Source organism: Bacillus sp. ABR, assembly GCF_056172715.1.
Genome location: NZ_JAOYSL010000003.1, coordinates 604646 through 617000 on the forward strand (window position 1 = coordinate 604646; position 12355 = coordinate 617000).

The window sequence follows — 12355 nt, forward strand, 5'->3', positions numbered from 1 at the left end:
TTGATGTCTAATTATTGTGCGACAGCTACTAGTTCTACTTCGATATTTCCTTGAGTTGCTTTTGAATATGGACATACACCGTGTGCTTTATGAACAAGTTCTTCTAATACTGACTGCTCAATGCCAGTTCCCTTTACTTCTAATTGAACGCCTAGTTTGAAGCCGCCATCTGAACTGTCTTTTAATAAGCTGACATGTGCTGTTACTTCACTTTCAAAACGGATACGCTCTTGTCTTGCTACCATTTGAAGGGCTGAATCAAAACATGCAGAGTAGCCTGCTGCGAATAATTGCTCTGGGTTTGTTGCTTTTTCAAGTTTTTTTGCTCTTGGTGTTCCAGGCATTGCTACATCATGCTCAAGTACACCATCTGTTGAAACAACCTTTCCTTCTCTTCCTCCGACAGCTGATACCGTTGCTGTAAATAAAACGTCTGACATGAATATAACCCTCTTTCTCTCCAATAATATTTTCTACAATTGAATTGTACACAATTTAAATTGCGGAGTCAATCAATAAATACTCTTTTTTAAGTTTTCCTCCCTGAACCCTTTTTATGAGCATGTCCCAAAATTGTTAGACATAAAAAAAGCCCTTTAACAAGGGCTTTTAGATCGTGTCATGCTGTGGATTCGGTTGTTCTAGCGTATGGTTTCTGTTATCTGGATCGGCATTTGCTGCTGCCAGCCACAATGCCATGATGGTGATGCTTGTACAGACGACTGCCCATTTTTTAAAATTCATATAAACAATCCCCTCTCTGAATATAGATTCGCGCATGTTCCGCTTCCCCATAGAACATGGAAGATTTTTCATAATCCCCCATTTCATTATAATACTTTGCGGTATCTAATGCCAGCTCCTCTATATCAGGATATGCATAGGCAGACTCTAAAAAATGGAAAATTTGTTTCATATGCTCCGCATCTTGTCTTAAATACAATGCTTCTAGAAATATGGTTTTCTGAATATGAATGTCATCTTGAAGAGCTTCTGCTCGCTTCATACATTCTTCTCTGTAGTGTAATGCTTCTTCGTGTTTTCCTTGTTTGTATAATATCTGAGCGGCTGTATAAAGAGGGTCTATAGATCGACGAAGATGATCGGATTGATTTTGATCAAATAACGAGATGGATTCTTTCATTAATTCGAGTGCGCGGCCTAAGTCTCCCATTCGGTAATAACTGTTGCCCATATTAAATAAAGAGGAGGCAATAAAACGCACATTCTGAAACTCTCTTGATCTCGCAAGTGCTCTTTCGAGATGTGGTAATGCTTTTTCATGCCTTCTCATATCATCGTAGTTACCGGCCACAATAAATTGACACTGAATGGTGCGAAGCGCATACAGTTCATGCTGAACATAAACATCCAGCGCTAGTTTAGCATGGTGCATCGAGATATGCGTTTGTTTCATGTGGTAATATATTTCTGACATTTTAAAATGAAATTCCGCACGTTCAATATCATCTGATACAAAAGAAAGCTTGTGCTCTGCCTTTTGATAAGACGATATGGCAGCAATATACTCCCTCCGTCCGAATTCATACATGCCTCTGAAAAAATGATAGTAGTATTCAAGCATGCCTGTGACATGCGTTTGATGCTCATCTATTTCTTTCGAAAGCTCGGAAAAGTTGGCGCGAAGCTTTCCTTCCTTTAATGGCTTTAAATAATCGAGCATGACCTCATGCCGAAATTCCATTAAAGAAAAATAGAGAAGCAAATTCTGATCTTCTTCCATTGAATCAAGAGAGGTGCGAATTTCCTGTTTTAACTGTTCTGCTTGTTCTGAATCAAATCTGCGGATTAATTCATACCACTTGTTGATTTTCACTCCAATATCCGAAGAGGGAATGATTTTCGCCATACGTTGCCTTCTCCAATCTTCTCAAAATATAAAACATTACCATATTTTATCATACTTGACCGGAGAAATACAAAAATGAAAGGAAAAAGAGAGCCTGTTGTCACAAGACTCTCTTTTGAATTCGTTATTCTCTTATTTGTCCTTGACCACGAATGACAAATTTTTCAGACGTTAAGGCTGGCAGACCCATTGGTCCTCTTGCATGAAGTTTTTGTGTACTAATACCTATTTCCGCTCCATAACCAAATTCAAATCCATCTGTGAAACGAGTAGAAGCATTATGATAAACAGCGGCAGCATCGACAGCTGTTAAGAAAAGGGCTGCATGTTCATCATTTTCCGTAATGATCGCTTCAGAGTGCTTAGAGCTATAAGTTTGAATATGCTGAATCGCTTCTTCTATGTTTTTTACTATTTTAATGCTGACAATCGGTGCTAAAAACTCCGTTGCATAGTCCTCAGTTGTCGCTAATGCAGCACTAGGAGCAAGCGCGCAAACAGCTTCATCACCGCGTATTTCTACCCCATTTGATTGAAGGGCTTCAAATAACGAAGCACCGTATGTTTTTGCCCAAGTTTCATGAATGACAATGCTCTCAATCGCATTACAAACAGATGGTCTTTGGGTTTTGGCATTCAGCACAATCCGCTCAGCCATTTCGTTTTTCGCTGTTTCATCAATGTAGATATGACAATTTCCCGCACCTGTCTCAAGCACCGGCACAGTTGACTCTCTCACTACAAGATCAATTAAATTCTTCCCGCCGCGCGGAATGAGGACATCGAGGTATTCATTTAAGGTGAACAGTGTTTTCGCCGTTTCACGGCCCGTATCTTCAATCAATTGCACACTGTCTACTGGAATATCCGTCGTATGAAGCGCTTCATGAATCACCTTTACAATCGCTTTATTACTATGAATAGCAGATGAGCTTCCGCGCAGAATCACAGCATTCCCAGTTTTCAAGCAAAGGGTCGCAGCATCGACTGTCACATTTGGTCTTGCTTCATAAATCATGCCAACCGTTCCAAGCGGTACACGGACCTTTTCGATGAATAGACCGTTTTCTTTTTGAATGGTTTCTAACGTTTCACCAATTGGGTCTTTTAGCTGAATGAGTTGAAGGGTCGCGTCTGCAATGGCTTCAATTCTCTCTTCCGTGAGTGTGATCCGGTCAATGACAGATGGCGTGAACTGCTTTTCCTCAGCCGCTTGAACATCCTTTTGGTTCTCCTCTATTAAATAAGCTGAAGATGCTTTTAGTGCACTTGCAATGGCGTGCAAGGCAGCATTTTTTTGTTCCGTCGTTTTTAGAAGCAGCTGATCTTTAGCTACACTTGCTTTTTTTGCTTTTTCAAGAACTTCATTCATCGTATTCCCTCCTCAGTTTTGTACATGCTGTACCCAGTGATCTCGGTGTATGACCTCTGGCTTCTCTTTTGAAAGCTCGTCACTTCGCATTCCTTTAATGCCAAGAAGCTCATCGGATGCGTACAAGGTTTGTCCCTTACCAACTAATCCATTTGGCCCGACGACTTCTACAACCTCTCCTTTAGAAAAGTCACCAGCGACATCAATGACTCCTGCCGGAAGAAGGCTTCTGCCATTATGCAAAATCGCCGCTTCCGCTCCTGCATCAATCATGATCTTTCCAGAGACCGGTGAGTGGAATTGAATCCATTGACGGCGGTTGTTCACGGCTGATAAATCCTGTTCACCGATATACGTTCCGTCACCTTGACCCGCAAGAATGCGAAGCAGCTTGTCTTCCCCAGTGCCTGTGCCAATGAATACTTTCACACCAAGTGAAAGTGCCGTTTGTGCAGCAGACAGCTTCGATTTCATTCCGCCTGTGCCAACCTTTGAACCAGTGCTCTTTGCATATGAAAACAATTCTTCTGAAATGTGAGTCAGGACATCAAACCGCTTCGCCTCAGGATGCTCATTTGGATTTGCATCATAAATGCCATTGATGTCTGTTAATATGATCAATTGGTCTGCATGGATTAATCCACTGACAAGAGCTGACAGCATGTCATTATCCCCAAAGGTAAGCTCCTCGATGGAAACTGAATCATTTTCGTTTATGATCGGCAAAATCTTTCTTTCCAGCAGCTCCATCATCGTTGCGTAAGCATTTCGATATCTCGTTCGATCTGAAAAGTCATTACGTGTTAAAAGCATTTGAGCAGGTGTCATGTGAAACTGTGAAAAAAGCTCTGTATATTTTTGCATTAACAAGCCCTGACCAACGGCAGCGGCTGCCTGTTTCCCCTTTAAGGTCACAGGTCTTGATGGATAGCCTAGGCTTCCAAATCCTGCCGCAACGGCTCCTGATGAAATTAAAATGATTTCATGCCCTGCTTCTTTGAGCTTTGCTATGGCTCTTACATGATCCTGCATCTTTTGTTCATCAATGGCTCCTTTTTGCTCTGTTAATGAACTGCTGCCAATTTTTATGACGATCCTTTGCTTTTTCATCCTTGATTCCCTCCGCTATACCTTTAGGCACAAAAAAATCCCTTTTTCTCCTTATGTAAAGGACGAAAAGGGATTTTCCGTGGTACCACCTTCATTGAATAAGCATGCGACATGCTTATTCCACTCAACTCCTGTAACGCCAGGCACGCGCTTAGATTTTTCCTCTAAGGCTCAAAGGGCAGGTTCAGCAGCTGTCTGCGACAAATGTTTCAGCATATCATTTGCTCTCTTTACGCATCAGTTCCTGCTTACTATTCCTTTTCAACGCTCGTTAATTTTTTTATATTATCACCAATTGCTAAAGAAAAGTCAAGCGGTCAATTAAAGACAATCGTTTTATTCTCATGAACAATAATTCGATCTTCCAAGTGCCATTTGACAGCACGTGCAAGCACACTGCGCTCAATTGTCCGGCCAATATTTTTTAGAGCTTCCGCATCATCCCGGTGATCTACACGCTCAATATCTTGTTCAATGATCGGTCCTTCATCTAAATCATTGGTCACATAATGAGAAGTCGCACCAATTAATTTGACGCCCCGTTCATATGCCCGCTTGTATGGGTTTGCACCAATAAACGCTGGCAGGAAGGAATGATGAATATTAATGATTTTATTCGGATGCTCTTCAATAAATTTAGGCGTTAAAATTTGCATGTATCGAGCAAGCACAACGGCATCAATGTCGTACTTTTCTAATAGAGCAAGCTGCTGTTTTTCTGCCTCTTGACGAATGTCTTTATTCGCCTTCACAAAATGGAATGGGATGCCGAGTGCTTCGACCGTATCCTTTGCCGTTTCATGATTGCTGATCACAACTGCGATTTCAGCCATTAAATTTCCGCTTTGCCATTCCCATAGAAGTTCATTTAAACAATGAAGCTCTTTCGATACAAAGATCGCCAGCTTTTTCAGATCACTTGCACGTGACATGCTCCATGTCATTTGAAATGATGCGGCAATTGGCTCAAAGCTATTTTTCAACTGATCTAAGTTGGCCGAAATGTCTTTCCAATCAAATTCAATTCTTAAAAAGAACCGGCCGCTTTCATGATCTGTTGTATATTGGCTGGATTCAATGATGTTCGCTCCGTGCTCAAATAAAAAGGAAGAAACAGCTGATACAATACCAGGCTGATCCGGGCAACTGACAAGCAGTCTGCCTTTTTGCTCGTGCTTTTGTCTGTGTAATTCAAGTTTCTCTGTAATCAATGTTCTCATGTATCATGACCTCATTTACGTTTTCATTCTAATGAAATATTATACTGGACTGGAAAGAGAAAAAGCAATGAAGAGTCCATTTTTTATTGAATATTCATTCAATTCTGCACCTAGCATGATATAATGTGAGTAGACCTTTTATCACAAAAGGAGTGATGGAGATGAAAAGCATGACTTTGTTTGGTAAAGTGAGCTTTTGGCTCGGCATCGTATGTCTGATCACAGGTATTTATCTATTTATGACCGGTGAGAGACTCATTCCTTTGCTCACATTTGGTGTCTGTTTTCTGCTAGTGAGTCAGCTTTACCGCAAAAATGAAAACGATTCCAATCATCATTCGATGTAATAAAAAAGGCTGGCAGACAGATGCCAGCCCTTTTCTTATTCAATAATCTTTAACCCGACCGCCGCAGATAAAATCAATGCGATAAAGAAAATACGTTTTGCGTCTTTCGACTCACCATAAAACAGCATGCCGACAATGGCTCCTCCAGCAGCTCCAATACCTGTCCAAATGGCGTACGCCGTTCCCATCGGAATTGTATTCATCGCAAGAGAGAGCATGAGAAAGGACAGCGAAAATCCAGCTGCAATAAATAAAATCCATTTGACATGCCGGTCTTTCTGGAATTGATTCATCATGGTGACACAAAGCATTTCTAAAATGCCTGCCCCAATGAGTAAAAGCCAGCTCATGATTCAGTCTCTCCTTTCTTTTCTCCTGTGGTCAGCTTGAGCCCTAATACACCGCTTAAAAGCACCATGATTAAAAGTAATTTCACTAGCTGTACCGGCTCCCCCATGACCATACCTACTATGACAGTACCTGCTGTCCCAAGTCCGGTAAAAACGGCATAAAGTGTGCCAACTGGCAGTACAGTCGTAGCTTTCAGGAGTAAATAAAAGCTGACGACAATACAAACGATGGTTGCGGCCCATTCCAATAAAGAGTCAGCATATTTCAATCCCATCACCCAGCCGACTTCAAAGATCGCCGCAATCAAGACATTTCCCCATTTCATTAGATCCCTTCCTTTCTGAACGATTCCAACCAACAAAAAAAAGCCTGGAAATCGATCGTTTGATCAAATCTCCCGGGCTTTTATCCCTCCGTGTCATACGGTCTATTGTCTAGACCCTATGTGTTTTCTCTCGGTCCAGACTGCGCCACCCGCACGGAACCCTAGAAAACCAATTCATGATAAGCAGATCTGACTTAGAGCAGATTCTGTGTCAAAATTGTATCACACCCCTAAATACTGGTCTATCACTTTGCTTTCCTCTGCCAAATATACTTGTTCATTTTTCGAAAGAATTTTTATGGGACCGCCGTATACTAAGTGTTAGAAACAGGTTAACTGATCAAGAAGATTTACGGGCTGTTTCGCGTGCTGCGGACTGAAGGGAAATGAGCATATATGACAATCCATTTATTTTTTATCACATTGACGATCAAGCGTAAATACAAGGACATGGAGACCGTACTTTACGAACAAGAAGTTGAAGCATTTTATGAAGAAATGAAACAGAAGCAGCTAAAGTATATGAACTAAAACAGGAGGAGATCGACATATTTATCATGCTTTCATACGAGAAAGAAGATTCATTCCGCCTTCCTTAAAGCGCGGGTACGGGTACGGGTACGGCAACGATCACATCGCTGATATAATGAAATAAGATTGATGTGATGAACGTTCAACTTTAAAATACTGAAAAACATTTTATAGAAAATCAAGAGGTGGATTCATATGATGATGACCGATGAACAAAAACATGAATTTTATCAAGCACTTGTTGACAAGAATCCGCAATATGACGGCACATTCTTTGCCTGTATTAAGACAACCGGCATCTTCTGTCATGCCACATGTACGGCCAGAAAGCCCAAATATGAAAACTGTGAGTTTTTCTTTACAGCGGAGGAGGCACTGCTGGCAGGGTATCGCCCATGCAAACGCTGCACACCATTAACATACCCTAACAGTATTCCTGAAGAAGTCAAAACACTCGTTTCAGCAGTAGAAAAAAATCCTGAGAAACGCTGGAAGGAAGAGGACTTCCGTCAATTAGGGATTCACTCTGCCACAGCTCGAAGAAAGTTTAAAGACATTTACGGCATGACCTTTGTTCAATATGCAAGATCACGCCGAATGGGACTTGCCTTTAAAGAAATTTTGAACGGAAAAAAAGTAATCGATCAGCAGGTCACCTTCGGCTATGAATCTTCAAGCGCCTTCAATGATGCATTTACGAAAATCATGGGAAATCCCCCTAAAAAAGCGCAGATTCACATTCTCTATGCTAATTTTATTTCCACACCGATCGGGCGGATGATCAGCGTGACAGATGCCACACATGTGTATTTACTGGAGTTTATGGACAGGCGGGGACTCGAAAAAGAAATTGAAACATTAAGAAAGAAGCATCATGCCCGTATTTTAGTTGGAGAAACAAACGTCCATCAGCAATTAGCAAAGGAATTGGCCTTATATTTTGAGAAAAAGCTGACCAAGTTTACTGTACCCCTTTCCTTACATGGCACCCCTTTTCAAATGAAGGTGTGGGAGCAGCTCTCACTCATTCCATCAGGCGAAACGAGATCCTATCGTGATCTAGCCACAATACTGGGCGATCCGCATTTGGTTCGTGCCGTTGGTAATGCAAATGGTGCGAATCAATTGGCGATTATCATTCCCTGCCACCGCGTGATTCAAACAAGTGGTGAACTTGGAGGCTACGGCGGGGGAATTGAACGGAAGAAATATTTGCTTCAGTTAGAACAGCGTGAATAAAAGAGAAAACGGCTCTGCTTATTCGGTAAGCGAGCCGTTTTCTCCGTTACGGATGATGCTGTATACATCAATGATTTGGTCCCATTTTGAAATGGTTTTTTCTTTTTTCATGCCCATTTTTAAAGCAACCTTCACCGACGCTTCATTCTCAGGACGTATTAAGCTGATCATCCGTCTGACCTTCATTTCTTCAAATCCATAGGTGAGACAGCCTTTTGCAGCCTCCGCAGCATAGCCATTCCCCCACGCCGCTTTCTTTAGCATATAGCCGATCTCAAGCTCGGTTTGCCCTTCAATATTTTGCAGGACAATTCCGCTTTGTCCAAGTCGTTCATTTGTTTCTTTATCTTCAATGATCCATAGCGAGGTGTGGTACGTGCGGTCATTTTTTTGATTCCATGCAATCCACTCTTTTGTCTGCTGTTCATCCTTCAAAGAAGGATAATACTTCATCACTTCTTCGTCTTGAAACAGCTCGTCATATAAAAATGACGCATCATGTTCATTCATCGTTCTCAGTTTCAGGCGCTCTGTTTCAAATACTGTTCTTGTGTGAACTGTCATTGATGATCCTCCCTTTTTTTACTTGCTAAAAATATCTCCGAACAAACCATTTGAATCTGGGGCAAAGTAATGGAAGCCCGCACCGGTTAAACTAGCAGCCAGCGCTGTCCACATCATTAAGCTCACGGTCATCCACACCGCGACTTGCTTTCTTTTCGTTCCAAAGCTCATGCACATCAAGGCGGCTAAATGACTTCCGATGATAAAAGGACCAATGAGCGCTAATCCAGGCAGACCGTATCGTTCCCAAATTTTTCTCGCCCGCAGCTGCTTTTTCTCTCCTTTTTCATCACCTTTCTCTTCTTTTCTCTTTAACCACCATGCTTTAAACCGGTCCACAAACACAATGAGAAACAAGACTGTGAGAAAGTTGCCGATGAATCCAATCACAGCTGTTGTCACAGGATGCAGTCCACTTAAGATTGCGAATGGAACGACACCAATCACTTCAAAAAAAGGCAAAGCAGCCAATACAAAAACGAGTACATATCCCCATACGATATCCAAAAACAGAACCCCTTTTCATTTTTGTCCTCTCCCCATTGTAATGAAAAACACAATTCCATTTCTACATTTTTTTAGAAAAAGAAAAGCACATCGGATCGGATGTGCTCAGTTTACATTCGTATTTTCATTTTTCTTATTTGCTCGGCGCAGGACAATGAGCATAAGCCCTATTAAAATCACAATAGACAGCAGGCTTTGCAGTAAAATCACACTTGGTGACGTCCAGCCAATCCATTCGAATATGAGCTGCGGTCCGAAAAAGATGAGCGGAATCAATGAAACGACATTCGCCTTTAAGATTGCATTGAATACAACGATACATAGCAGCATAAGCAGAATGACGCCCCATCTTTGTCCTGAAGTAAGTACAAGTAATGGCGTACCAAGTTTTTGATCCAAAAGTTTGATTGTCACCATTGCTGTCAGCTGAAAAATTCCTAATAACCAAAAGTAGAGGAATACCCGGCTGCTTGTTTGAAAGGCGGTCGCTCTAAACATCACAATGATCATGATCACATTGGCCACTAAAACGATTGGATATCCAATCAAAGCAAACCAAGAATACGATAAATTTTGGCTGATTGCATCTGATAAAATCATGTAAAAAAGTGACCCAATTAAAAATGCACTGACAAACGGCACCCAGTCTTTATGATTTCCTGACAGCTCTTTTGAGAGTTCATCTGCATAGCTCCGTGGATCTCCGCCGAACACATCCTCTCCTGTTTTGCCGTCTTTTTCAGCCTCAACTGCATGTGTGGTCAGTTCGTCCATCAGCTCATCAATCTCATCCTGATTTTTTCCCTTTGATATGAGATAAAGTTGCAGCTCTAGTAGAATGTGTCGTGTTTCTTTTGATACCATAATCTCACTTCCCTTTTTGTAATAAGCGGTTTACATTATTTGAAAGCTCATCCCAGCGGACAATAAACTCTGTGAGCGCTTGTTCACCCGCTTGTGTGAGCGTATAGTATTTCCTTTTCGGTCCGCTTGCTGACGCTTTTGTGACAGTAGTCACCAGCTGTTCCTTTTGCATTCGCAGCAAAATCGGATAGATACTGCCTTCACTTATTTGATCAAATCCATAATGCGCGAGCTTTTTCGTCATTTCATACCCATAAATTTCGCCCTCAGAAATAATCGACAGCAGACAGCCTTCTAAAATTCCTTTTAGCATTTGTGTGGATGTTGTCATAATTGTTCCTCCGGTTTCAGTATCTTGCATCACAAGATAGCTTCATCTTACCATACACTATCTTGCCATGCAAGATACCGTACTAGAAAAAAATCACCGCTTAAAGGGTGATTTTTACGCCCAAGGTTTATCTGTCCCAAGTGCGTCAGCAAGCGCCTTACTATGTTTTCGGCGGCTTTTTCTTTCCTCTGCCCGCTGCTTTGCTGTTTGATGAAGCATGATCTCTTCTTCTGTTTCCGGCATCACCTGCGGGACTCGTTTAGGCTTTCCGTTTTCATCTAATGAAACAAATGTCAGAAATGAAGTCGCTGCGAGCCTGCGTTCTCCAGACATCAAGTTTTCTTTAATAACTTTGACGAACACTTCCATAGAAGACGTGCCGACCCATGTGACATAGGATTCCAAGCATACTGACTCCTTTTGTCCAATCGGCTCTAAAAAGTCAACAGAATCCATTGAAGCTGTGACCGTTTCACTGCGGCTGTGTCTTGCTGCCGAGATAGAGGCAATGTCATCTATATAGCTCATTAATTTCCCGCCAAATAACGTTTGGTGGTTATTCGTATCGAGAGGGAATACCCTGCTGGTTTTAACAACTTTCGATTCCTTGCAGTATTTGAAATTTTCTTCACTCATCATCATAGCTCCTTCTTGCTGTTTTCGTAGATGCGGAACGACTTTTATTAAACACTATTCTTTTAGGTTTGTCTAAACTTTTTGCTTTAGTCTTATGTGAGAGATTTTCTTTCGGAAATGTTTCAACCATGACAAGAAGAAGGAATAATAGAACTATGAACGAACAAGGAGGCCATTTGATGGATTCGATGAGAGCAGAGCAATTATACAAAATGCCGCAATGCATGAGTGAATACGACGATTTAGAAGAAGTTCTTTTATGCAGTCCTATTTATATGGAAATCAAACAAATTATCAACGAAACACAGAAACATTTTGCGAAAGAAAATATTTCTCAAATGAAAGCAGTCGCTCAGCATAAAGAATTGATCCAAACGCTTAAAGATCATCAAGTACGGCCCATCCTGCTCCCAGCGAATGACCGCTTCCCTGAGCAAGTCTTCACTCGGGATATTGGGTTTACGATTGGACATACACTGTTTGTTTCAAAGATGGCCGCTCCGGTTCGGCAAGGGGAAGAACAATGTCTAAAAGAGTGGGCACAGGCAAACGGGTTATCAGCTGTCACCTTGACAGACGGAACGATTGAAGGCGGCGATGTGCTTGTGGATCAGAACCGTGTGTTTGTTGGCACGAGCAAAAGAACTAGTCCAACCGCAATCTACCAGCTCAAAAAGGAACTGCCGGATCACGACATCATTCCAATTCACCTTCCTCCTCACATTTTGCACCTTGATTGTGTGATGAATATTCTGTCTCATGACGAGATATTCATTTATCCTGAAGCGTTCAAGCAAAAGGATCTCCAGCTGCTCAAAACGTATTATCATTTTGTTGAAATCAGTGAACAAGAGCAATTCACACTTGGACCAAATGTTTTATCCATTGGGCAGAAAAAAGTGATCAGCTTGCCAAGCAACCAAGAAACAAATGCTGCATTAATCTCTCACGGGTACACCGTTATTGAAGTGGACTTTTCTGAAATTATTAAATCTGGCGGCTCGTTCAGATGCTGCACATTACCTATTCGGCGTTCATCTATTAAAAAAGCCAGCGTGTAGAACAGCTTGTCTACTTGCTGGCTTTTT

General features: G+C 41.6%; 17 protein-coding genes, 1 riboswitch and 1 other annotated feature. Of the genes, 4 read left to right on the plus strand and 13 right to left on the minus strand.

The genetic code is table 11. The features are described 5' to 3' along the window. Positions 1-11 precede the first annotated feature (11 nt). The 6 genes from OIT90_RS13165 to purU all read right to left on the minus strand — a co-directional run bounded on the left by OIT90_RS13165 (position 12) and on the right by purU (position 5572). Positions 12-440 carry an organic hydroperoxide resistance protein gene (locus OIT90_RS13165; protein WP_039178010.1) on the minus strand — a complete coding sequence of 143 codons (429 nt, stop codon included), beginning with the start codon at positions 438-440 and terminating at the stop codon, positions 12-14. 169 nt (positions 441-609) lie between these two features. Continuing rightward, positions 610-744, minus strand: a complete 135-nt coding sequence (locus OIT90_RS13170) for a hypothetical protein (protein ID WP_024424642.1) — start codon at positions 742-744, stop codon at positions 610-612. Next, positions 734-1870, minus strand: coding sequence for a Rap family tetratricopeptide repeat protein (locus OIT90_RS13175; protein WP_058838957.1), 1137 nt, complete (start codon positions 1868-1870; stop codon positions 734-736). Before OIT90_RS13175 ends, OIT90_RS13170 begins: the two co-directional genes overlap by 11 nt. A gap of 124 nt (positions 1871-1994) precedes the next feature. Continuing rightward, positions 1995-3242, minus strand: a complete 1248-nt coding sequence (locus OIT90_RS13180; RefSeq protein ID WP_058838956.1) for a glutamate-5-semialdehyde dehydrogenase — start codon at positions 3240-3242, stop codon at positions 1995-1997. 12 nt (positions 3243-3254) lie between these two features. Further along, positions 3255-4352: a glutamate 5-kinase gene (proB, locus tag OIT90_RS13185; protein WP_041085058.1), complete on the minus strand. Its 1098-nt coding sequence runs from the start codon at positions 4350-4352 to the stop codon at positions 3255-3257. A 55-nt stretch (positions 4353-4407) separates the two neighbouring features. Further along, positions 4408-4626 (minus strand) — a binding site (T-box leader). Positions 4627-4669: 43 nt separating this feature from the next. Beyond that, entirely contained in the window at positions 4670-5572 is a 903-nt protein-coding gene (purU, locus tag OIT90_RS13190; RefSeq protein ID WP_039178002.1) for a formyltetrahydrofolate deformylase, read from the minus strand. A gap of 161 nt (positions 5573-5733) precedes the next feature. Between purU and OIT90_RS13195 the strand changes: the two genes are divergently transcribed. After that, a complete protein-coding gene (locus tag OIT90_RS13195; protein ID WP_024719622.1) occupies positions 5734-5919 on the plus strand; it encodes a hypothetical protein in 186 nt (61 codons plus the stop codon). Positions 5920-5954: 35 nt separating this feature from the next. On the opposite strand, the gene OIT90_RS13200 is transcribed toward OIT90_RS13195, so the two are convergent. Beyond that, positions 5955-6269, minus strand: coding sequence for a DMT family transporter (locus tag OIT90_RS13200; protein WP_024424636.1), 315 nt, complete (start codon positions 6267-6269; stop codon positions 5955-5957). Then, positions 6266-6595, minus strand: coding sequence for a DMT family transporter (locus OIT90_RS13205; protein WP_047203028.1), 330 nt, complete (start codon positions 6593-6595; stop codon positions 6266-6268). Before OIT90_RS13205 ends, OIT90_RS13200 begins: the two co-directional genes overlap by 4 nt. A 67-nt stretch (positions 6596-6662) precedes the next feature. Then, positions 6663-6771, minus strand: a riboswitch (guanidine-I (ykkC/yxkD leader). Positions 6772-6991: 220 nt separating this feature from the next. On the opposite strand from OIT90_RS13205, the gene OIT90_RS13210 reads away from it, so the two are divergent. Together OIT90_RS13210 and OIT90_RS13215 are read left to right on the plus strand one after the other, a co-directional pair. Continuing rightward, the gene (locus OIT90_RS13210; RefSeq protein ID WP_080652936.1) at positions 6992-7126 is read left to right on the plus strand and encodes a YrzI family small protein; all 135 of its coding nucleotides are present in this window, start codon (positions 6992-6994) and stop codon (positions 7124-7126) included. 195 nt (positions 7127-7321) lie between these two features. Next, positions 7322-8365 (plus strand): bifunctional transcriptional activator/DNA repair enzyme AdaA, encoded by a 1044-nt coding sequence (locus tag OIT90_RS13215; RefSeq protein ID WP_058838953.1) that lies wholly within the window; start codon positions 7322-7324, stop codon positions 8363-8365. 18 nt (positions 8366-8383) lie between these two features. On the opposite strand, the gene OIT90_RS13220 is transcribed toward OIT90_RS13215, so the two are convergent. The 5 genes from OIT90_RS13220 to OIT90_RS13240 form a co-directional block, all read right to left on the minus strand. Next, positions 8384-8929 carry a GNAT family N-acetyltransferase gene (locus tag OIT90_RS13220; RefSeq protein WP_058838952.1) on the minus strand — a complete coding sequence of 182 codons (546 nt, stop codon included), beginning with the start codon at positions 8927-8929 and terminating at the stop codon, positions 8384-8386. An 18-nt stretch (positions 8930-8947) separates the two neighbouring features. Beyond that, a complete protein-coding gene (locus tag OIT90_RS13225) occupies positions 8948-9436 on the minus strand; it encodes a small multi-drug export protein (protein WP_039177994.1) in 489 nt (162 codons plus the stop codon). Positions 9437-9541: 105 nt separating this feature from the next. Next, entirely contained in the window at positions 9542-10300 is a 759-nt protein-coding gene (locus OIT90_RS13230) for an HAAS domain-containing protein (RefSeq protein ID WP_064498355.1), read from the minus strand. Positions 10301-10304: 4 nt separating this feature from the next. Beyond that, positions 10305-10631 (minus strand): PadR family transcriptional regulator, encoded by a 327-nt coding sequence (locus OIT90_RS13235; protein ID WP_059376879.1) that lies wholly within the window; start codon positions 10629-10631, stop codon positions 10305-10307. Positions 10632-10745: 114 nt separating this feature from the next. Then, entirely contained in the window at positions 10746-11267 is a 522-nt protein-coding gene (locus tag OIT90_RS13240; protein ID WP_008346212.1) for an acyl-CoA thioesterase, read from the minus strand. 179 nt (positions 11268-11446) lie between these two features. Here OIT90_RS13240 and OIT90_RS13245 point away from each other — a divergent pair, with 179 nt between their 5' ends. Then, positions 11447-12328, plus strand: a complete 882-nt coding sequence (locus OIT90_RS13245) for a dimethylarginine dimethylaminohydrolase family protein (RefSeq protein WP_058838948.1) — start codon at positions 11447-11449, stop codon at positions 12326-12328. Positions 12329-12355 lie beyond the last annotated feature (27 nt).

Bases quoted from the DNA above. Each gene is read 5' to 3' on its own strand.
- OIT90_RS13205 (WP_047203028.1), bottom strand. From the start codon at position 6,595: ATGAAATGGGGAAATGTCTTGATTGCGGCGATCTTTGAAGTCGGCTGG.
- OIT90_RS13220 (WP_058838952.1), bottom strand. From the start codon at position 8,929: ATGACAGTTCACACAAGAACAGTATTTGAAACAGAGCGCCTGAAACTG.
- OIT90_RS13235 (WP_059376879.1), bottom strand. From the start codon at position 10,631: ATGACAACATCCACACAAATGCTAAAAGGAATTTTAGAAGGCTGTCTG.
- OIT90_RS13200 (WP_024424636.1), bottom strand. From the start codon at position 6,269: ATGAGCTGGCTTTTACTCATTGGGGCAGGCATTTTAGAAATGCTTTGT.
- OIT90_RS13210 (WP_080652936.1), top strand. From the start codon at position 6,992: ATGACAATCCATTTATTTTTTATCACATTGACGATCAAGCGTAAATAC.
- proB (WP_041085058.1), bottom strand. From the start codon at position 4,352: ATGAAAAAGCAAAGGATCGTCATAAAAATTGGCAGCAGTTCATTAACA.
- OIT90_RS13230 (WP_064498355.1), bottom strand. From the start codon at position 10,300: ATGGTATCAAAAGAAACACGACACATTCTACTAGAGCTGCAACTTTAT.
- OIT90_RS13215 (WP_058838953.1), top strand. From the start codon at position 7,322: ATGATGATGACCGATGAACAAAAACATGAATTTTATCAAGCACTTGTT.
- purU (WP_039178002.1), bottom strand. From the start codon at position 5,572: ATGAGAACATTGATTACAGAGAAACTTGAATTACACAGACAAAAGCAC.
- OIT90_RS13240 (WP_008346212.1), bottom strand. From the start codon at position 11,267: ATGAGTGAAGAAAATTTCAAATACTGCAAGGAATCGAAAGTTGTTAAA.
- OIT90_RS13175 (WP_058838957.1), bottom strand. From the start codon at position 1,870: ATGGCGAAAATCATTCCCTCTTCGGATATTGGAGTGAAAATCAACAAG.
- OIT90_RS13245 (WP_058838948.1), top strand. From the start codon at position 11,447: ATGGATTCGATGAGAGCAGAGCAATTATACAAAATGCCGCAATGCATG.
- OIT90_RS13165 (WP_039178010.1), bottom strand. From the start codon at position 440: ATGTCAGACGTTTTATTTACAGCAACGGTATCAGCTGTCGGAGGAAGA.
- OIT90_RS13170 (WP_024424642.1), bottom strand. From the start codon at position 744: ATGAATTTTAAAAAATGGGCAGTCGTCTGTACAAGCATCACCATCATG.
- OIT90_RS13180 (WP_058838956.1), bottom strand. From the start codon at position 3,242: ATGAATGAAGTTCTTGAAAAAGCAAAAAAAGCAAGTGTAGCTAAAGAT.
- OIT90_RS13195 (WP_024719622.1), top strand. From the start codon at position 5,734: ATGAAAAGCATGACTTTGTTTGGTAAAGTGAGCTTTTGGCTCGGCATC.